This is a genomic window from Nocardia rhizosphaerihabitans, assembly GCF_014646295.1.
Taxonomy (GTDB): domain Bacteria; phylum Actinomycetota; class Actinomycetes; order Mycobacteriales; family Mycobacteriaceae; genus Nocardia; species Nocardia rhizosphaerihabitans.
Window position 1 is genome coordinate 371962 of record NZ_BMNE01000003.1, and the last position, 20352, is coordinate 392313.

Genomic DNA, 20352 nt, shown 5'->3' on the forward strand with positions numbered 1-20352 from the left:
CATGACCGACAACTACCTGGTCACCCGCATCGACGACGACGTCGCGGTACTCACCCTGAGCCGCCCGGCGAAGCTGAACGTGCTCGACGTGGCCACCCGGGTGCAGCTCGCGCAGACCATCCGCCACTTCGGCACCGGTGATCTGGTTCGCGGGATCGTGCTCACCGGCACCGGCCGCGCCTTCTCCGCCGGGGAAGATCTGCAGTCGGTGCCCAGCACCTACGACGAGATCCGCCAGGCCGTCGCGACCTTCCACGACATCACCCGCGCGATTCTCGAAACGCAGATCCCGGTGATCGCGGCCGTGAACGGGATCGCGGTCGGCGGCGCCTCGGAGATCACGCTGAGCTGTGACGCGCGGATCGGCAGCCCGGCCGCCGAGTACTTCCAGCCGGAGAACCACCGCGGGATCATCATCTCCAACGCCTCGAGCTTCCTGCTGGGCCGTCTGGTGCGCAACCACGCGATGCGCATCGTCCTGGGCTCGGAACGGATCAAGGCCGACGAGGCCCTGCGTATCGGGCTCCTGGACGAGATCGTCGCCGACGAGAACCTGGTGGCTCGCGCGGTCGACACGGTCCGGCAGTGGAATTCCGATCCCCGCACCACCGCACTGCATCTGGGCCTGTTGCGCCCGCGCGCCGACGAGATCGAGGCCGCCTTCGCCCGCGAAGACGACGCGGCCCGCCAGTCCTGGGAGTCCGGTGCCTTCTCCGAAGGCATCGAGAGCTTCTGGGCATCGAAGAACGAACGGAGACGATGATGATCACCACCGAAGCAGCAGTACTCACCGCGGTGAACGAACCGCTGGAGTTCACCGAGATCCAGGTCGACGACCCGGAACCCAACGAGGTACGCCTCGCCGTCTCCAATGTCGGTCTGTGCCACAGCGACCTGCACTATATGACCGGAACCGTCGCCGCCGACCTGCCCGTGGTGGTCGGGCACGAGGTAGCGGGCGTGGTCGAGTCGGTCGGCTCCGCGGTCACCACCTTGCGTCCCGGCGACCGGGTCGTCGGTGCGCTCACGCCCTCGTGCGGGCAATGCCGCAACTGCCAGGTCGGGCACTCGACCCAGTGTCAGCGCTCCACGCAGATCCGGCAGCGGCCCCGGCCCGCCTTCCAGCTGCCCAGCGGTCAGGTGGTGCACCGGCTCGGCGACGTCGGCGCGTTCTCCCGCCACACCCTGATGCGCGAGAACGCCCTGGTGAAGGTGCCCGACGAGGTGGGTCTGCACGTGGGCTGCCTGCTCTCGTGCTGCATCATCACCGGTGTCGGCGCGGTGTTCCGCGGCGCCGAGGTGCGTCCCGGCGCCACCGTCGCCGTGATCGGTTGCGGCGGTGTCGGTTCGGCCATCATCCAGGGCGCGCGCCTGGCCGGCGCCTCCGCGATCGTCGCCGTCGACCTCGACGACGCCCGGCTGGCCGCAGCCCGGACCTACGGCGCCACCCACGTCGTGAACGGTGCGGCCGACGTGCCCGCAGAGATCCAGAAGCTGCTCGGCGACGGCGTGGACTATTCGTTCGAGGCGGTCGGCAGCGCGCGCACCGCGGCCACCGCGCTGGAGGTGCTGCGCCCCACCGGCACCGCGTGCCTGGTCGGTATCGCCCCCGACGGCACCGACCTGAAGCTGCCCGCCTGGAACTTCTTCTTCAGCGAGAAGCGGCTCATCGGGTCCTACATGGGTTCGGGTCAGGCGCAGGAAGACATCGCCCAGTTCGCCCGCCTGTACCAGCAGGGGCGTCTGCTGCTCGACGAGATGGTCAGCGACGTCATCGGATTCCACGACATCGACAAGGGCTTCGAGGCGATGAAGTCCGGCGAGGTCACCCGCATCGTCGCCGACCTCACCGTGTGAGCCCGTCCCCGTTCGAGTCCCGAAGGAGCCCCTGATGTCGAACCCGCAACTGCCCCAACCGATCAACTACATCGCCGACGACTGGTCCGAGTGCGCGACGATCCCCGACGCCTGGAATCTCGACCCCAACACCGGCCTGCCCGTGCACCGGGCGGTCACCACCACCCCTGAAGACGTGGAACGCGCCCTGCGCCACGCCGAGCGGTCCTACGGTTTCGAACGCTGGGACGACGCGGCGAGCGAGGAACGCGCCGAGATCATCGAGCGCGCGGCCGACATCGTCGAGTCCCGGATCGAGGACATCGCCCGCACCGACGCCCTCACCAGCGGCGTCCCGATCGCCAAGGCCCGGATGGTCGCACAGTTCCTGCCATACCGGATCCGTTCCGCGGCAGCGGAACTGCGCGCCATCCCGCGTCGTACCGCGCTCGACGCCGGTGGCCGTGATGTGCGGCTGTACAAGGTCCCGTGGGGTCCCGCTGCCATCCTCACCCCGTGGAACGGCCCCAGTTTCATCCCCGCCGCGAAGATGGTGAGCGCGCTGGCCGCCGGCTGCCCGGTCATCCTCAAGCCGTCGGAGCACGCGCCGAGCAGCGCGCAGATCATCGTCGAGAGCTTCGTCAAGGCCGGCCTGCCCACCGGTGCGTTGCAGCTGCTCCACGGTGCGGGTGACGTGGGCGCCGCCATCACCGGCGACCCGCGCGTCAAGATCGTCTCCTTCACCGGCGGCCCGAACGCGGGCCGGGCCATCGCCCGCGCGGCCGCGGAGGACTTCAAGGTGCTCCAGCTCGAGCTCGGCGGCAACAACCCCGCCCTGGTGCTCGACGACGCCGACATCGACGTGGCCGCCGACGGGATCCTCGAGGGGATGACCAAGCTGAACGGTCAGTGGTGCGAGGGCCCCGGCAAGGTGCTGGCGCACAAGAGTCTGATCGAACCGCTGCTCGAGGCGCTGCTCGACCGTATCGCCCCTATCGAGGTCGGGAACTCGCTCGACGAGAGCACCGAACTCGGCCCCATCTCGAATGCCCCGCACTTCGCGACACTCCAGAGTCGCATCGAAGGGCTGCGGGCCAACGGCGCGACCATCCATCAGCCCGCGAAACTTCCCGGCCTCGATGGCTTCTTCCTGTCGCCGACCGTCGCCACGGGAGTCGATGCCTCGCTGGCGACCGCCGAACTGTTCGGCCCGCTCATCAGCCTGCACGCCGTGGAGTCCGACGAGGACGCGCTGCGCGTGGCCAATGCCAACCCGTCGGGCCTGGACGCCTATTTATTCGGCGGCGACCTGGACCGCGCCGTCGAGGTCGGCTCGCGGGTGCTGTCGGGCGAGGTGCGCGTGAACGGCGCCAAGATCGCCGATCTGGCCGACGGCTCGGCCCAAAGCTTCTGGGGCACTTCGGGAATCGGCGGCCATGCCCCCGGTGAGTCCGTCCGGGTGTTCTGCGGCGACCGCGTGGTCGGCGTCGATTCGCCCGACCTGCCCCTGTAGCGATCGCGGAACTACTTCCGCCTTACCCCTTGACTGTGACCGGGACCACTGGTCTACTTCATCTAGGTCAGTTGATCCAGTCGGTCGACCATACAAAGGAAAGCGGCTTCTGCCATGAACTCCACCCCCACCTCAGAGATCGTCGACGTCATCGGTGTCGGCGCCGGCTTCACCGGCGTCTACCTCTCGCATCGGCTGACGACAGCAGGCTGGACCTTCGCCGGTTTCGAAGCCGGGCCCAGCGTCGGCGGTACCTGGTTCTGGAACACCTATCCGGGCGCGCGCTGTGACGTCGAGAGCATCTACTACTCGTACTCGTTCGACGAGACGCTCCAGCAGGAGTGGACGTGGAGCCAGCGGTTCGCCCCCCAGGCCGAGATCCTCAGCTACATCGAGCACGTCGCCGATCGCTTCGACCTGCGCAAGCACTTCACCTTCAACACCCGCGTGGTCGCCTCGACCTGGAACGCCGCCGAGAGGCTGTGGGAGGTGCAGCTCGACAACGGCGAGATCCGGCGCAGCCGCTACCTGATCTCGGGCGCCGGTGGTCTGTCCACCCCCAAGGACTTCGACGTGCCCGGCCTGTCGAACTTCACCGGCCTGCAGGTGTCGACCAGCCGGTGGAACATCTCGCTCGACGATCTCGCGGGCAAGCGCGTCGCGGTGATCGGCACCGGATCCTCGGGCGTGCAGGCCATCCCGCTGATCGCCGAGGTCGCCGAGCACCTCACGGTGTTCCAGCGCACCCCGAACTATGTGATGCCCGCGCGCAACGCCGAACTCTCCCCGGACCAGGTCGCCGCCGTCAAGGACAACTACGTGGGCATCCGTGAGGAGTGCAGGCACTCGCCCGGCGGCATCCCCGATCGCCCCGCCACCGACAACGCCTTCGACGTCTCCGACGACGAGCGCCGCCGACGCTACGAGGCAGCCTACGAGCGCAGCGGTTTCCTCGGCGTCGGTGCCGAGTTCGCCGACCTGCTCTTCGACGCCGAGGCGAACCGGACCGCGTCGGAGTTCATCCACGACAAGATCCGCGAGATCGTGCAGGATCCGGCCACCGCGGAACTGCTGGTGCCCAAGTACCATCCGCTCGGCGCCAAGCGCAGCGTCTTCGGCACCGACTACTACGAGACCTACAACCGGCCGAACGTGTCGCTGGTGTCGCTGCGTGACGAGTCGATCGAGACGATGACCGAGAACGCGATCGTCACCTCGAACGGCACCTACGAGGTGGACGCCATCGTGCTCGCGATCGGCTTCGACGCCTTCACCGGCCCGCTGTACGGCCTCAATCTCACCGGCGCGTCCGGTGCGAAGCTGCAGGAGGCCTGGAGTGACGGTATCCGCTCCTACCTCGGGTTCATGGCCGCCGACTTCCCCAACTTCTTCATGGTCGCCGGACCGCTGAGTCCCGCGCTGGCCAGCAACGTGGTGGTGACGATCGAGCAGGCCGTCGACTGGATCGCCGACCTCATCGAGCACGCACGCGACGCCGGCGCCACGCTGATCGAGGCAACCCCCGAGGCCCAGCAGGAGTGGGTCGACATCACCGAGTGGACCGTGGCCCAGACGCTGTACGCCACGACCGACTCCTGGTATCGGGGTTCCAACATCGATGGCAAGCCCAACACCTTCCTGGGTTACCTGGGTGGTGTCGGCAAGTACCGCCGCATGTGCACCGAGATCGCCAAGCGGGGCTACCCCGGCGTCGCGATCGACGGCGAAGCGCAGTCGCGCACAGTCGGCCCGATTCACGAGGAGATCGCATGAGCAAGGCAGTCCACCGGCGGTATGTCGCCTTCTCCGACGCGCACTACGCCGGTAACCTCGTCGACGGTGCCTACGCCTTGAAGCTCTTCGGCGATGTCGGCACCAATCTGTCGATCGAATTGGACGGCCACGAGGGCCTGTTCGCCGGCTACTCGTCGGTGGACTTCCTCGCCCCGATCCGGGGTGGCGATGTCGTCGAGGCGGAGGCAACCCTGGTGAAGAAGGGAAACCGAAGCCGCACAGTCGATTTCGAGCTCCGGGTGGTCTGCCGGGGCTCCGATGGCACCGGTCGCGCGCAAGTCCTGGAGCCGCCTCTGGTGGCGGTACGCGCTCGCGGCACCGCGGTCATCCCCGCGGATGGAACGGAGTAGGCATCATGGAATTGATCAACGACACCGGTTGGGCCGGACAACCCACCACGGTCGAACCATCGCTGACCGGTGACGTCGACTGCGACGTCGTCGTGATCGGTGGCGGCGGCGGTGGCATGTCGGCCGCCCTTCGCCTCGCCGAGAAGGGCATCGACGTGGTGCTGCTCGAGGCGAAGACCCTGGGCTGGGGCGCCACTTCGCGCAACGCCGGGTACATCACGAACTCGGTGGCCGCCGATCCGGAGATGCTCGGTTTTCTGCTGAAGCGTGAGCGGTTGCGCGAGCTGTACCGCTACGCCGAGCACGCGGTGCATTTCGCCGAGGACGCGATCAAGCACCACGCGATCGACTGTGACTATCGGCAGGAGGGCATCGTGATGGCCGCGGTGTCCAAGGGGCAGTTGCGGCACGCGCGCCGCAACGCGAAGGTCCTGGCCGAAGCCGGCTCGGCGGGAGAATTCGTCGAGGGTCCCGAAGCGGGTCTGCCGGAGGGTTTCCTCGGTGGCATTCGTGAAGGTGTCGGTGGCACGGTCAATCCGGGCAAGTTCGCGCTCGGCCTGCGCGCCGCGACGCTCGCGGCGGGGGTGCGCGTCTACGAGTCCACTCCCGCGCGCGACGTCGTCGACGCAGGCGGCAGGGTCACCGTCGTCACCCCGAACGGTAAGGTCCGGGCCCGCAAGGCGCTGCTCACCACCAATGCCGCGAGCAACAGCCTGCCCATCGCGCCCAAGCACCTCGCCACCCCGGTGTGGACCTCCCTGGTCGAGACCGAACCCATTGCGCCCGAGCGGCTCGACGAGATCGGCTGGACCAGTCGTGCGCCTCTGGTCACGCTGCACATGATCCTCGAGAGCTACCGCGTCACCCCCCGCGGAACCATCGCTTTCGGTACCCGCCGCATCCAGGCGGGCCGTAACCCGCTGCCGGATCGCACCCCCGCGCCGCACGTCGCCGAGGACCTCGTCCGCGGCTTCCACGATCGTTTCCCCGGCCTGCGCGACATCAAGCCGGTGAAGGCCTGGGGCGGCTGGATCGGCATGAGCTCCACGTGGCTGCCGGTCGCGGGCGAGGCCTCCGACAACGTGCTCTACTCGGCGGCCTGCAACGGTCACGGCTTCGCCCAGGCGCAGTACGTGGGCCACCTGCTGGCCGACCAGGTCACCGGCGCCCCGATGCACGAGGACCTGGCGGCGATCTGGCACGACCGCAAGCGATTCTGGCCGAGTTTCGTCAGCAACCCCGCGTTGTATCTGGGCTGGCTCGCCGACCGTGCTGCCGACCGGTTGGCTTCGATCGGAAAATAGTCACCGCGACCGACATGGTCACATGACTTGAATCGGTCCCACAACCGCCGAACCCGCGCACGAGCGGGTTCGGCGGTTGTGTGTGTTGTGACCCCTGTGATGGCTGTCGGCGTGGGCTGATCGGTTTCCTGCAAATAAGTGGGTCAAATGGCTTGATCATATGACTCACTCACGGTACCGTTATGACTGGCATCACATTCCGACCTGCGTTGGGGCTACCCGCTCGGCGGCCAGATGTCGGACCCCATGGATTGCCGGAGCAAGACGACTATCGGTCCTCTGTCGCTCGGCATCGCTGACGAATCGACCCATTGCCGCTAGCCGGCGGGTGTCACCTTTCAAGGAGAAGATCATGTCCATCAAGGAACTGCTTTTCGCGGTCGCGGACATCTGGATGGTCGCTGTCGGTTTCACCTACGGCATCAAATTCATCCGGAACTACCGGAATTATCTGCTCGGTATCGAGTGGATCGTCGTTGCGACATCGGGAACGAACTTCCTGATCTACGGCCTGCTGAAAGCCGGTCACGACAGTCCGATGTACGCGTTCGCCTACTTCTTGGACGCATTCTCGCGATCCGTCGGTATCACACTGATCCTGGTGCTCGGATTGATGAAGGTCACCCACCGATACAAGCCGTCGGCGACGGTCGATGTCGGTGCGTTCGCGCTCGCGGGTGTGGTCGGTTTCGTGCTGAGCACCTATGCCGAGGAGATCGGCACGCCTGGCAAGATCTTCTACATCGTGGTCAACGTGCTCACCACGTGCTTCCTGATCTATTTCAGCAAGCGTCTGTGGGATATCGGTGAGCGTGGGCACGCCGTGTGGGCCGGTGTGGCCACCGCCTGTGGATTCTTGATCGCCGCTACCTACGACTTCGTGCACATTCCGGGCGACGACGCCGAGCACACGATCTTCTACATCTTCGCGTTGTCGACGTGGGGTCTGCAGATGTTCGCGTACTACCGCGCTTACCGCGCCTTCGACGCCTACAACAAGCGGGTCGACGCCCCGGCAGTCACCGGTGACGCCCCCGTCACGGCATGAGGAACCACGTGACTATGCAGGAAGAAACCACCGAGGTCGTCGTCATAGGCGCCGGAATGGCGGGCTTGACGGCGGCGACCACCCTCGCGCCCCAAGCCGAGGTCGTGGTCCTCGAATCCACCGACCGCACGGGCGGACGCGTCGACACCGTCCGGCAGGGCGACTACTGGATCAATGTCGGCACCCAGTTCACCGAGGGCACCGGCACGCTGATCGAGGCCCTCGACCGACACGGCATCGAAATGGGCTCGCTCGAGGGCAGGAGTATCGCGCTGCACTTGAACGGTTCGACGGTCGACACCTCGAATCCTTTCGCGCTCATGTTTCGCACGCGCATGTCCATGATGGATCGGCTGGGCCTGGCCATCGTCGGTGCGCGCGTTCTCGCGGCCACGCCGTTCCTCGAGTCGCAGAGCCGTTTCGCGCAGCGGGCGCGCGCCAGGCTCGAGTCCAAGCTGGCCTCGTATCTGCTCAACGGCGTCCGCTCGGAACTGGCCGCCACGATCGTCCGGTCGTGGTCGGCGCAGTGGATGGGCTGTGATCCGGACGAGACGGCCGCCGCCCAGTTCGTCTACTCGGTCGGCATCGCGCTGACCGACCCGGCGAAGGTGCCGAACTTCTCCCTGCCCGTAGGCGGCAACCAGACGCTGACCGACGTGCTGACCGAGGATCTCGGCGCTCGCATCCGCCTGAACTCGGTGGTGCAATCGGTGCGCCGCGACGGTGACGGCGTGGTCGTCGACTATCTCGACGGCGACCAGCCCAAGCAGTTGCGGGCCAAGCGCGCGATCGTCACCGCGCCCGCCGATATCACCGAACGGATCATTCCGGACCTGCCGCAGCAGTACCGGAACGCGTTCAACGACATCACCTACGGTCGTTACGTGGTGGTCGGCTTCTTCACCGACGAGGTCGGACCGCAGCGGTGGGACAACTACTTCGCCATCTCCGCGCCGCAGCTGTCGTTCCAGGCGGTGTTCAACCACGCCGCCGCGCTGCGTACCGGCGACGACCGCAAGCCGGGCGGCGCCCTGGCCTGTTTCGCCGGTGGCGGCAAGGCCGACGCGTTGCTCGACCTGCCCGACGAGGAGATCGTATCGCGCTTCAGGAACGACCTGCTCAGCGTGCTACCCGAACTGGAAGGCAAACTGGGGGAGCCCATCCTGCGCAGGCACCGTCGAGTCGTGCCGTTCTGGGCGCCAGGCCGGCGCAAGACGCTCCCCACATTGCGCGACCCGCTCGGCAACATCTACCTCGCCGGCGACTACCAGCTCGATGTGCCGTCGCTGGCCGACGCCGCTACCTCAGGTGAGCGATCGGCGCTGGCGGTACTGGCGAGTCTCGGTCGCTCGCGGTAGTGGTGGCTGTTTCGATCCACCAACTCGGTCTTCAGGATGGAGAAGAAGCTCTCCATGAGAGGGTTGTCGTAGCTGTAACCGACCGACCCCATGGGCTGCGCGATCCCGTTGTCGGCGAACCGGATCGCCGTGTAGGTCGACCCGCGGTCGGAATCTCCGCCGCCCCACAGAAGCCCCACAGTTCCGACCGGAATCAATGCTGAACAATGAGAACTGTCGAGCACGGCGCCGTCGCGAAAGATGTTGGTGCTAGGCGGATCAGCGACGACGGAGTTCGCGTTCAGCCTTGACGTCCGACACGGGATCGACACGAGTCGGGAGGAAACAACCGGGATTGTCGGGATAGGTTGGGATGTGAGCGGTGACGGATTAGGGTCCGTGGCTTGTCGTGCACGGTGTCAGTCACTTGAGGATGGTGGCGTGTTCGAGCCGGGCGGCGGCAGCGAGGTGTTGGAGGTAGTCCTGTTCGGTGGCGATCCAAGCAGAGGGCAGGTCAAGGTTGAACTGTCGTGCGGTTCCGTCCAGGATCATGCCGTGGCAGCGCGTGGCGAGGTGTAGGAACGCCAGTATCGTGCGGGCCTCGTCCAGCCATCTGCGATTCGAACGGTTTGAGCTGGGAGATCCTGCGCAGTGAGAGCTTTCGTTACCCGTGGGGCGGTGGTGAGGCACGCGCCGTCGACGGGATACTCGAGCGCAAACCCGGCAAGCATCGCGTTCAGTAAGGCGATGTCGATGTCGCGGGGTTGTTGCATGTCTCCCCAGATCTCGAGCTGCCCGTTAGGCGCAGTTTAGGCGGTCATCTGCGTCACTTGGGCATGCCGACGCGTCCTCACCTCCTGCGATCATGCGGCATCGCAGACCAGCGAGACGTGCTGGGGGAGGGCGATGCCCGTGAAGGGATCTTCGCATACTTTGATATGCGCACCGTCGACTACATGACGGGGCGATCCTGATACCGAGCGCAAGATTGGGAGAACGTATGACTGTCGAGTTCCCGCATCTCGACCTGTCCGCTGACGAGGTGCTGACCACGACCCGGTCGGTGCGCAAACGTCTCGACCTGGATCGGCCAGTGCCGCTGGAGGTGGTCACCGACGCATTGGAGGTGGCGCTCCAGGCGCCGTCGGGCAGTAACCTGCAAGGCTGGCATTGGATCGTGCTGACCGATCCCGAGCCCAAGAAGATCGTGGCGGAGTACTACCGCAAGTCCTACACCGCCTACGCTGCGGCGGGTGCGGCCGCGCGGCAGGCGAAGCCGCCGAAGGACGCCGATACCGCGGAGAAGGTGGCTTCGAGTGCGACCTATCTGGCGGAGGTGATGGAGCAAGTACCGGTGCTGGTGATCGGTGCGATCCACGTTCCGGGTGGGCAGATGCCGGAGGGGAACCAGGCCGGTCTGTGGGGTTCGCTGCTCCCCGCCGCCTGGAGCTTCGCGCTCGCACTGCGTGAGCGCGGTCTCGGGTCTGCGTGGACCTCGCTGCATCTGGAGTACGAACGAGAGGTCGCCGAGGCGCTGGGAGTTCCGCCGAGTATTCGGCAGGGCGTGCTCTTGCCTGTTGCCTACACGAAGGGCACCGATTTCAAGCTTGCCAAACGCGCCCCGCTCGACACAGTATTGCACGTCAACAAATGGTAATGCTGAGCCGAGTGAACGTGCTGCCAAGTAGAGCTTCTCGACCGCCGGCGTAGATGAAGCTGCGGGCGAATCCTTGCGGTCTCGGTCCGCTGATCTGACACTGTTCGGCTGTGTACTCGATGGTGTTGCCGAATCCTTCGAATCGATCTCCGCCGAGAGCATGCCTTTAGGTTGATCGCAGAGTCCGGTGACCGAAGCCGACGCTGAGGATGGGAGAGAGGTCGTCACCGTACCGGGCCGCAGTCAGCTACTTCGGTGGCGTTGACCTCGACGCTGTTGGCTTTGGTAGCGGGGCCCGAGCCAGGCTCGGCACCCGCAGGCTCGATCGGTCCATGCCCCCTCGATCTCTGCGACGCCGTGCTCGTGCGCGTCCACGCCTACACCAGCTTCCTTGGAGGTCGAGGCTGGGCTCAGCGGCCGTGGTGGTCCTGAGGTAGTGCGGGGCTCGTGGCAGCGCTCCCCGGATACGCAGTGACTGCCCGCGCGCATGACCGGACATTGAGAAGGCGCGACCGCGGGGTAACGGCCGACGGCGCCCATCACGCGAAGCGTGCGGCCGAATTCGACCTTGGTTGGTTCGGAGGAGTCGGGGTATGCCGGAAACGACAGTTCATCCTTGCGACGAGAGGTCAAACTATGCCCGAGCATGGTAACGGAGTTCGCGAAGGCGTCGAAGGCGTCGTCGAAGACGTCAAAGGCAAGGCCAAAGAAGCCGCTGGTGCGCTTACCGGCGACGACAACCTCAAAGAAGAGGGTCGGGCCCAGCAGGACAAGGCCGAGTCCCAGCGCGAGGCTGCCAGCAAGGAAGCCGCTGCGGAGAAAGCACGCGCTGAAGCCGACATCGATGAGGCGCGCCAAGCAGCGCATCAGCGCGACCGCTGATTGGGGCTGCTGACACGGTGGGAGGGGCTCGGACGAATTCGTCCGAGCCCCTCCCAAGTGTTGTATGCGTGTCCTGCCGAGAGTAGTAGTGGCGGGGCCTTTATCCTCCCGAATAGTCAACGCTAGCAGCCTCATTCGGGGTCAGGTTGTCAGAGCTGCGCCGGTCATGGGTGTGGCGAGTCTGGGGTCGGTGCCTGGAGTCGTGGCTGCGGCGGTCGCGGTAGGCGCAGTGGCGGGGTGTCCGATACCGCTAGTCAAGCGGTGGCCGATGCCTACCGGAAACTGAAGGATCTGGTTTCGAGCTATGTTGGTTTGCCGAGTATGGAATCGCCAGAGCACCAACTCAATTCGGGCGCCCGTGTGCTGTGCTACTTGAGGATTTATAGCGCGTAGGCGCCGAGAGTGATCAGCGGTTGCTGGCCGCTGCACAGACGTAGCTAGCGGTCGTGCGTGCGCACGAGGCCATTGCGGGTGTGGATGTGGAGAGGGTGTCTGCGGCGGCGTTGCGAATTCGGGAGGTCGCGTCAGCCGGGGCTGGTCCGGGTGGCCGAAAAAGAGCTAGAAGGCGACATCGACAGTGGGTGGGTCGAAGTGGTCCGCAGCGTTCAGAACCTCCGTCGACGCGCCGGTAGCACCCGGCCCGGTCGCGTCACCCGAACCGCAGGAAAACCACCGCAGGGCTGCTCGCCGTTGGCGGATGGTCGGGACTGGTGTCGCTGACGGGGGTCTCCGCAGGTGGGGACGTCGGTATCACGGTGAACATCACCCAGCTTCGTGCCGGCGCACCTTCTGCTCTACGCAGACGCAGCCTCGTAGGCGGCGACAACTTCGGTCGAGATCAGTCCGCGGGTCGACACTGTGTGACCGTTCTTGCTGGCCCATGCACGAATGTCAGCAAGATCGTTGCGCCGAATCGGTGCGCTCGCAGGAGATTCGCGGCGAGTCGGCCGGTGGATGTCTTGGCGCGGCTGATTCGGCGGTCGTAGGGGGCCACTGGTCGAACGTGTCGCGCAACTCGATTCCGAAGGTGACGGTCTCGTCGGCCTCGGAGGTGCCGTCTAAGTCATCAACAAGGCTGACAATGACTTTGCGTGCCATAGGGATCCATTTTCGTTCGAGTACAGAGGGCGTCTACCGATCGTCGTAGCAAGCACGGAGCATCCCAATCGGGCCAACTGGACTCCCATCCCCAACACACGGCTCGGGGGCAACGCAGTTACCGACGCCCCGCGAGTACGATGACCGTCCCTCATTCCGAGTCGGTCACATACACATTCTGTGTGCATGGATCAACGGCAGTGCCTTGCGGCTTGCCGCCGACAACAACCGTTGCGACGACCGTGTTCGACGTGGTGTCGATCATCGAGATGGTGTGGTCTTCTCGATTCGCGACGTATACCGTGTTCGCCGCGGTATCGAGTGCACGGTGTGCCGCGTCGCGACCGACCTTCACGGTGGCTGTCAGTGTCCGGGAACGGATGTCGATCGCGTGGACGCTACCGGTCTCGCGGTTGGCCACATAGGCAATGTATCGGTGGGTGTCGATGACGATTCCGTGCGGTCCGGTCAGTGCGTCACGGTGTCGGCGGAGCGGTCACCGAAGGGATGTCGCCAGGTGCGGCGTGCGCTCGCACTGCGCGGTGTCTTCGCGAGCACGGTCCCCTTCTCCTTCCGTTCGGCCGAAGGACGGAAGGTCTGCCCGCTCGTGCCGGTGCGACGGGCGAGCCGAAGATCGGCCTTGGTCTGACGCAGGCGCTGCGACGAACGGTGCGCGCCGGCGGTGAGCAGGACCAGGCCGAGCATGCCGAGGGCTCCGAGCACGATTGCCCACAGGAACAACGTGCCCGAGGTTGCGGTGATGTGGTAGCCGAGCAGGCTGAAGTCGTCGCTGAGCGTGTGGGCGGGTTCGCTGTTGCTCAGCACGCCCGCAGTGCCGATCACCACCGCGGCGATAAGCAGGACAAGGCCGAGGAAAACAATCATGACAGTCTCCGAATCCGGTTACACCGGTATACGTGTGGTGCCGCCCGCCCGCCGGCCGCGTGCGAGTCGAGCCGATGAGCGGACCGACGATCGTGATGCCACGGTGCGCAGCGACCCGGCGTCACCGCCCTTCACTCCGTGGAATACCCCGATCCGAGCGGGCGACGCAGCTGCCGGGGCGCAATCGTCGAGATGTCACCGCTGGCGATCGGAAGGCCGGTCCCCGAAAGCCTCCCGCGGGTCCGTGATTCGGGGTGGTACCGGCAGAGTGGGGTCGGCGAACCGCCGCAGCACGAGTACCTCGAAGAGTCCGTTCGGCTCGAGCCCCTCGCCGGCCGCCCCGCCAGATCTTCCGTGGTGGTCTTCCCGACCATGTAGCACCGGGCCAGCAAGCCGGCCCTGAACCAGCTGATGCTCAGCTTCGCCGCGCGGCACGGCGACGACCCGCGCACGTTGCTGCTCATAGCGCCGGGCTGGGTGAAGACCGATCTGGGCGGCCCCAGCGCACGCCTGAACATCGACGAGTCCATGCCACGCCATGGGTGCGGGCTCGGAAAGCGCCCCACAGAAACCCCACACTTTTGACCGGAATCAACGCGAATCCATGGGAATCATTGAGAACGGTCGTTTCGTGAAAAAGCCTGGTGCTGAGTACTATTGGGCACTGATGGGGAGGTTCTGGACAACTGGAACCCGCGCCAGGTGCTCGCAGGTTCAAATCCTGTCGGCCCGACCGTGAAAACCCTCTCTGACCTGGCTCGGAGAGGGTTTTGCTCGGAACTCGCCCGGAGGCGATCGACGCGGAACCACGACTTCCCCACCGCGAGTGAAACCCAGGCCGGGGAATTCGCGTGCCTCAGGGCGCAACTCTGTCGCTGCGCGGATCGATCAGGATCTTGGCGTGGTGGTCAGGGGATCCCAGGGCGGCGAAGGCCGCTTCGACGCCGTCGAGCCCGACCGTGCCGGTGATCAGCGGGCTGGGATCGACTGTGCCGTCGGCGATCATGTGGAGGGTGTCGCGGAATTCGCCGGGGTCGTAGCCGAGGACGAAACGCAGCTCGATCTCTTTGTTGATGGCGTTGGCGGGGTGGAATGCGTCCTGCTGCATGCACACCCCCACGACCACGACGCGGGTCGACGGTGGTGCGGCGGTAAGGATCTGGTCGATGATGCCGGGTACGCCGACGCATTCGAAGACGACGGGGCCTGCCGGGCCGCGGTCGAGGGTGTGCGCCGCGCGAAACAGATACCACCATGGGACTTTCGGGATGCGGCGCACGCGTTCCATGACGTCGAAGGCCAGGTTCAGCATGTCCGCGGCGCCGGTGACGCGTGGCGGCTTCGGCGCCGCTTCCCAGGCGGATTCGGTGGTCGGGTCGACCACGACGTCGGCGCCGCAGATGCTGGCCAGTTCCCGGCGGCGCGGGGAGAAGTCGCCGGCGACCACGGTGCGCACGCCCGCGGCTTTCAGCATGGTGATGACGGCCAGCCCGATGGGCCCGCACCCGATGACGAACGCCGTCCGTCGCTTGGTGATCCGGCTCTTGCGCACGGCATGCCAGCCCACCGCCATCGGCTCGGTGAGTGCGGCGTGCTCGGGGGAGAGTCCGTTGGGTACCTCGAAAGTCACCGACTCCTGCGTCAGCACCTGTTCGGCGTACCCGCCGGGGGCGTGGGCGGACAGCCCGGTGAGCTCCGGTTCGCGATCTCTGCGCAGGATGGGCATCGCCACGACCGGTGTGCCCGGCTTCCAGCGACGGTGGGTGTGCGCCCCGTACTCGGCGATCTCGCCGGTGAATTCGTGCCCGAGAACGATCCGCTGGTCCGAACGCATGAAGCCGCTGTAGCCGGTGGCGGCGGCCAGGTCGGCGAGTTCGTCGCAGTGCACGCGAGCGTGTAGGTCCGAACCGCAGATGCCGCAGCGCGTCACGGAGATGAGCACCTGGCCCGGCCCGGGTTCCGGCGTCGGCAGATCCTCGACGCGAAATTCACCTTTGCTGACCACCGTCGCACGCATGAGTGCCTCCTAGGCGAGTGCTGGGTCATCACCGGGGGCGCCCGTGCGCCTCCCTCGGCATGTGTCGAGTCGCCGGTCTCGATCGTCATCGTAGCTGGTGGACGTGCGGATGCCGCCCACGTTCACCGACGAGGGATTGCCGGCCGCGATCGAACTGCGCCGGGCGTACCCGGACATCGGCAACATCTTCACCGAACTCGACCTGCCACCCTCCGACACCCATCACCGCAGAGTGCTCGCGGTCCTGCGCCTGCGCGGGTGACCGGCCGGCATCGAGACCCTGGTCAGCAGGTGCCGAGTGGTCGGTCGTGCGGGATATCCTTGGGTTGATCGTCGAGAGGTGAGTAATGGTGCCCGTGCCATCGTTGGGGTCGGACGTAGCGGTGTAGTCGATGACCGGTGGCGATCCGAACGCGACGCAACGCGACACATCCGGTTCGGTCGTGGCGGAGCTGGCCGCGGCCGGGTTCGACGATGCGGTGGAGATCGGCCGGGGCGGATTCGGCACCGTCTTTCGATGCGCGCAGCCGTCACTCGATCGGGTGGTGGCGGTGAAGGTGCTGATCGCCGATCTCGATGAGGACAATCGAGCGCGGTTCTTCCGCGAGCAACGCGCTGCGGGCAGGTTGATCGGGCATCCCCATATCGTGAGTGTCCTGCACGCCGACATCACCGGACAGGGCAGGCCGTTCTTGGTCATGCCGTACTACGCCCGGGGCTCCCTCGACGCTCGTATCCGCGACAGCGGTCCGCTCGACCTGCAGGAAGCGCTGCGGCTCGGCGTGAAGATGGCGGGTGCGCTCGAGACGGCGCATCGCTTCGGGGTTGTCCATCGTGACGTCAAACCCGCCAACATCCTGTTCACCGTGTACGGCGAGCCGGCATTGGCGGATTTCGGGATAGCTCACTTCGCGGGTGGGTTCCACACCGCAACAGGCGTCGTGACCGGGACACCGGCTTTCACCGCGCCGGAGGTGATTGCCGGCGAGCCACCGGGTCCCGCCGCGGACGTGTACGGCCTGGGAGCGACATTGTTCGCCGCGATCACCGGGCATGCCGCTTTCGAACGCCGCAGCAGCGAACAGGTGGTAGCGCAGTTCGTCAGGATCACGTCCGAGCCGATTCCGGATCTGCGTGACTTCGACATACCCGAGGATGTCGGCGCGGTCGTCGAACGCGCGATGGGCGCTGACGCCGGTGCCCGCCCGTCCGCCGCAGAGCTGGGTGCGCAACTCCAAGCGTCGCAGCGCCTCCATGGGTATCCCGTCGACGAGATGGTGATGCATACGCCGCAGGCCGATGATTCCGGTTCGCTCGAATCCAAGGAGCCCTTCCCAGCCGTACTTCACGGAGGTAGCCCCTCGAAGTCCTCGGCGGGTGGCGATCGTCGCGGTACGGTTCCCGCGGAATTGACCAGTTTCGTCGATCGGCGTACCGCGCTGACCGAAGCGACGAACGCCCTGTCGAGCTCGCGGTTGGTGACATTGACCGGCACCGGCGGGGTAGGCAAGACACGACTGGCGGTGCGGGTCGCCGCGGGCGCGAAGGCCCGGTTCGCCGACGGTGTGGCATTCGTGGAGCTGGGCGAGGTGCGTGACGAGTCGCTCGTGGTCGGGATCGTGGCCGGCGCACTGGGATTGCCGGACCGATCGGTGCGACCGCTGCGCGAGATGCTGGTGGAATTCCTGTCCGATCGGGAGCTCCTTATCGTTCTGGACAATTGCGAGCAAGTGGTGTCCGCGGTCGCTGAGCTCGCAGGGTCTCTCCTCCGTGCCTGTTCCGGATTGCGGATTCTGGCGACGAGTCGTGAGCCGATCGGTGTCGATGGGGAGTTGCTGTTGCCGATTCGTCCGCTCGCTGTCCCCGATCCCGATCGGCTACCGAGGAGTTTGTCGCAGCACGACGCCGTGAAGTTGTTCGCCGACCGGGCAGGCGCGACCGTCGCGGGATTCGAGATCACCGACGACAACGTGATCACCATCGCGCAGATCTGCCGACAGCTCGACGGCTTGCCGCTCCCGATCGAGCTGGCAGCGGCACGATTGCGGGCGATGTCGCCCGATCAGATTCTGCAGCGGCTGACCGATCGGTTCGCACTACTGAGCCGCGGCACCAGGAGCGCCCCGCCGCGGCAACAGACGTTGCGGATGTGCATCGACTGGAGCCACGATCTGTGCACTCCCGCCGAGCAACAGGTGTGGGCTCAGCTGTCGGTGTTCGCCGGCGGTTTCGACTTCGACGCCGCGCGATTCGTCTGCGGCGACGGCCCCGACGCCGGGGATCTCCTGGATACGCTGGCCTCCCTGGTCGACAAGTCGATCCTGGTCCGAGAAGAATCCGCCGCCTCGGTACAGTTCCGAATGCTGGGCACTGTGCGTGAGTACGGTCGCGAGAAGGCGCGCATGACCGGTGACTACCTCGAGCTGTGCCGCCGTCACCGCGACTGGTACGAACGCAAGGCACAGGACGCGTATGCCGGCTGGGCTGGTGCTCGAGCGCTCGAGTGGATCACCAGGTTGCATCGGGACCAATCGAACCTGCGGCAAGCGCTGGAATTCTGCGTTTCCGACAGCCCAGCGGTCGGCCTCCGGATCGCCGCGGCTGTCTGGCCGTTCTGGTTTTGCCAGGGTGCCCTCAGTGAGGGCCGTCGCTGGCTGGACCGCCTCGTGGCACACCGCACCGGACCACTCACCGTCGACGAAGCTGCTGCGAGGTATAGCGCCTGCCTGATGGCCGCGGTGCAGGGCGACCTTCCGGCAGCGGCTGTCGTGGTCCGCGAAGAGCGAACGCTCGCCGAACAGACGACGGACCTGTTGACGCGAGCACACATCGACTTCGCCGACGGTGTCCTTGCTCTGTACAGCGGGAACGCCGGGTCGGCCCGACGCTACTTCGAGAAGGCGATCGAGGTGTATGCCCAGCGCGGCGACGTGCTCTTTCAGATCGACGCCGAGACCAACCTCGGGCTCACCTACCAGCTGTGTGATGACATCGACCGGGCGATCGAGTGTTACGAGCACGCGCTCGCACTCGCGGACGAGAAAGGAGAAACGATCTACCGCTCGTACCTGCTGTGCGCGCTGGCGGCGGCGCTGTGGCGGCAGGGGAACCCGGCGCGCGCGACCAAGGTCCTCGTGGAGTCATTGCAGGTCAGCCGCACACTCAACGACCGCACGAACTCGAGCGCGTGCCTGCAGATTCTGGCGTGGATAGCTGCCGAGCAACGCGATGCCGAGCGCGCAGTCGTGTTGACCGCGGCCGCGGAGCAGATCGGCCGGTCCGTGGGCACCGGACCCGTGTCGATTCCGGATCTGGCTGTCCATCATGAAGAGTACGAGCGCTTCACCCGACAGGTGATGACTGAAAAGACCTATTCCGCCGCTCGACGGGAGGGCGCCGCGTTGAGTTTCGATGCCGCGATCGCCTATGCCTTACGCGAGCACAAGTCGCCCGCTTCGAACGATCCCGTCGGCCGCAAGGTGACCAAGCGGGAGCGGGAAGTCGCTTTCCTGGTTGCCGAAGGGCTCACCAACCGGGAAATCGCCACTCGCCTGGTCATCTCGCCACGTACCGCCCAGGGGCATGTGGAGCACCTGCTGACCAAGTTGGGCTTCACCTCCAGGGCACAGATTGCGGCATGGATAGCGGCATCGCAGAATGCCACGCCTGAGCCAGGGAAACCTGCAGCTGCCGTTTCAGGCCGCGAACCGTGACAGTGTCGGTCGGCCGCGGGCGCAGCGCGGCCTCCACCTTCTGAAGAAATCGCCTGCGGGTGACGCCGAATGCCACCAGCAACTCGCGTGCACCAGCGCCGCCGAACGGCGCCCACCGAATGGCGAAGGCGATCGCGGCTCGCGATGGGGAATCGATGCCGTCAGCGCGTGCGATGAGGTCGCACTGCGCGAGTGCTGCCCGGATCCACACCGAATCGAAGCGACGCTCAGCCGGTAGTGGCGGCGACAGCTCTGTGGGTGCGTTTGCGCACCGCGCCGCCCGCCGCCCACGCTCGGTCGATTCCGCCGATACGTGGCACACCGCGAACACGGGGAATCCGTCCACCTGGACATGCGGCAGAAATCGGACACGGACGGACCCTCGCGCCGGCGGGGGAACATCGCCGTCGATCGTCGTGAAAATCCACGGGCCGTCGTCCAACTCCACGATGGCGATCGTTCGCGGCATCACCTCGGCAGGAGCATCGCCCGCGCTGTGATGCTCCAACCTCCACGAGACTATCGAGCCGAGCCCGGATGACGGTATCCATGCCAATGCCGCTGACGGACACGTCGGACACACAGAAGTCTGTGGCGCGAACAGCGCGCGACACTCTCGGCACCGACGGATCCACAGCACGGTGTCGCCGTGATCTCCACAGCCGGGGCTCGTTCGCTGTGTGTGTCCTCCGTACATGTCGACCTCTCGAGGATGTTCTGTGCCGCGAGTCCCGACAAGCCTCTCCCCGCGGTCGTGCTGAGACGACGGTCGATCTACCCATATCCATACCTATCTCGAGGCCGTTCGTAGCGCCGGCCGAGCTTCGAGCCCGGCTGTTATGAGGCTGCCGCGCTGAAGGCGATCGGCGGCGCGCTCAGCCGCCGACTCGCGGTCGGGTCGTTGACAGCGCCACAAAT

Annotated in this window: 19 protein-coding genes; 12 read left to right on the forward strand and 7 right to left on the reverse strand. The window is 66.1% G+C overall.

From position 1 onward, the window contains the following. Position 1 precedes the first annotated feature (1 nt). The 8 genes from IEY60_RS14565 (at position 2) to IEY60_RS14600 (ending at position 9203) form a co-directional block, all read left to right on the forward strand. Complete coding sequence (locus tag IEY60_RS14565) at positions 2-763, forward strand: enoyl-CoA hydratase/isomerase family protein (RefSeq protein ID WP_189028281.1); 762 nt, start codon at positions 2-4, stop codon at positions 761-763. Further along, the gene (locus tag IEY60_RS14570) at positions 763-1857 is read left to right on the forward strand and encodes a Zn-dependent alcohol dehydrogenase (protein ID WP_189028283.1); all 1095 of its coding nucleotides are present in this window, start codon (positions 763-765) and stop codon (positions 1855-1857) included. Before IEY60_RS14565 ends, IEY60_RS14570 begins: the two co-directional genes overlap by 1 nt. 34 nt (positions 1858-1891) lie before the next feature. Further along, a complete protein-coding gene (locus tag IEY60_RS14575) occupies positions 1892-3349 on the forward strand; it encodes an aldehyde dehydrogenase family protein (RefSeq protein ID WP_189028285.1) in 1458 nt (485 codons plus the stop codon). Positions 3350-3463: 114 nt separating this feature from the next. Further along, on the forward strand, positions 3464-5122 hold the full coding sequence (locus IEY60_RS14580) for a flavin-containing monooxygenase (protein ID WP_189028287.1): 1659 nt from the start codon (positions 3464-3466) through the stop codon (positions 5120-5122). Further along, positions 5119-5493: a hotdog fold domain-containing protein gene (locus IEY60_RS14585; protein ID WP_189028289.1), complete on the forward strand. Its 375-nt coding sequence runs from the start codon at positions 5119-5121 to the stop codon at positions 5491-5493. Before IEY60_RS14580 ends, IEY60_RS14585 begins: the two co-directional genes overlap by 4 nt. Before the next feature lie 5 nt (positions 5494-5498). Beyond that, complete coding sequence (locus IEY60_RS14590; protein WP_189028291.1) at positions 5499-6797, forward strand: NAD(P)/FAD-dependent oxidoreductase; 1299 nt, start codon at positions 5499-5501, stop codon at positions 6795-6797. 352 nt (positions 6798-7149) lie between these two features. Beyond that, complete coding sequence (locus IEY60_RS14595) at positions 7150-7845, forward strand: transporter (protein ID WP_189028293.1); 696 nt, start codon at positions 7150-7152, stop codon at positions 7843-7845. 14 nt (positions 7846-7859) lie between these two features. Continuing rightward, positions 7860-9203, forward strand: coding sequence for a flavin monoamine oxidase family protein (locus tag IEY60_RS14600; RefSeq protein WP_189029379.1), 1344 nt, complete (start codon positions 7860-7862; stop codon positions 9201-9203). Positions 9204-9605: 402 nt separating this feature from the next. Here IEY60_RS14600 and IEY60_RS36225 read toward each other — a convergent pair whose 3' ends face one another. Then, complete coding sequence (locus IEY60_RS36225) at positions 9606-9734, reverse strand: hypothetical protein (RefSeq protein WP_268241473.1); 129 nt, start codon at positions 9732-9734, stop codon at positions 9606-9608. Between the two features lie 448 nt (positions 9735-10182). Between IEY60_RS36225 and IEY60_RS14605 the strand changes: the two genes are divergently transcribed. Both IEY60_RS14605 and mbp1 read left to right on the forward strand, forming a co-directional pair. Continuing rightward, entirely contained in the window at positions 10183-10839 is a 657-nt protein-coding gene (locus IEY60_RS14605; protein WP_189028295.1) for a nitroreductase family protein, read from the forward strand. A 636-nt stretch (positions 10840-11475) separates the two neighbouring features. Next, positions 11476-11721: a microaggregate-binding protein 1 gene (gene mbp1, locus IEY60_RS14610; protein ID WP_063005764.1), complete on the forward strand. Its 246-nt coding sequence runs from the start codon at positions 11476-11478 to the stop codon at positions 11719-11721. 794 nt (positions 11722-12515) lie between these two features. Here the strand turns inward: mbp1 and IEY60_RS36400 are convergent. The 5 genes from IEY60_RS36400 to IEY60_RS14635 form a co-directional block, all read right to left on the reverse strand. After that, positions 12516-12677 (reverse strand): Lsr2 family DNA-binding protein, encoded by a 162-nt coding sequence (locus IEY60_RS36400; RefSeq protein WP_189029381.1) that lies wholly within the window; start codon positions 12675-12677, stop codon positions 12516-12518. Then, positions 12613-12819 (reverse strand): Lsr2 dimerization domain-containing protein, encoded by a 207-nt coding sequence (locus IEY60_RS14620; protein WP_189028297.1) that lies wholly within the window; start codon positions 12817-12819, stop codon positions 12613-12615. Before IEY60_RS14620 ends, IEY60_RS36400 begins: the two co-directional genes overlap by 65 nt. 151 nt (positions 12820-12970) lie before the next feature. After that, a complete protein-coding gene (locus IEY60_RS14625) occupies positions 12971-13240 on the reverse strand; it encodes a YncE family protein (protein WP_189028299.1) in 270 nt (89 codons plus the stop codon). 47 nt (positions 13241-13287) lie between these two features. Then, entirely contained in the window at positions 13288-13704 is a 417-nt protein-coding gene (locus tag IEY60_RS14630) for a hypothetical protein (protein WP_189028301.1), read from the reverse strand. An 856-nt stretch (positions 13705-14560) separates the two neighbouring features. After that, positions 14561-15721 (reverse strand): zinc-binding dehydrogenase, encoded by a 1161-nt coding sequence (locus tag IEY60_RS14635; protein ID WP_189028303.1) that lies wholly within the window; start codon positions 15719-15721, stop codon positions 14561-14563. 109 nt (positions 15722-15830) lie between these two features. Between IEY60_RS14635 and IEY60_RS35755 the strand changes: the two genes are divergently transcribed. Together IEY60_RS35755 and IEY60_RS14650 are read left to right on the forward strand one after the other, a co-directional pair. Next, positions 15831-15983 carry a hypothetical protein gene (locus IEY60_RS35755; protein WP_229739828.1) on the forward strand — a complete coding sequence of 51 codons (153 nt, stop codon included), beginning with the start codon at positions 15831-15833 and terminating at the stop codon, positions 15981-15983. A 130-nt stretch (positions 15984-16113) separates the two neighbouring features. Next, positions 16114-19434, forward strand: coding sequence for a protein kinase domain-containing protein (locus IEY60_RS14650; RefSeq protein WP_189028306.1), 3321 nt, complete (start codon positions 16114-16116; stop codon positions 19432-19434). Here IEY60_RS14650 and IEY60_RS14655 read toward each other — a convergent pair. Continuing rightward, positions 19334-20131 carry a Zn-ribbon domain-containing OB-fold protein gene (locus IEY60_RS14655; protein WP_268241474.1) on the reverse strand — a complete coding sequence of 266 codons (798 nt, stop codon included), beginning with the start codon at positions 20129-20131 and terminating at the stop codon, positions 19334-19336. The two genes, IEY60_RS14650 and IEY60_RS14655, sit on opposite strands and share 101 nt — an antisense overlap. Positions 20132-20352: the final 221 nt, after the last annotated feature.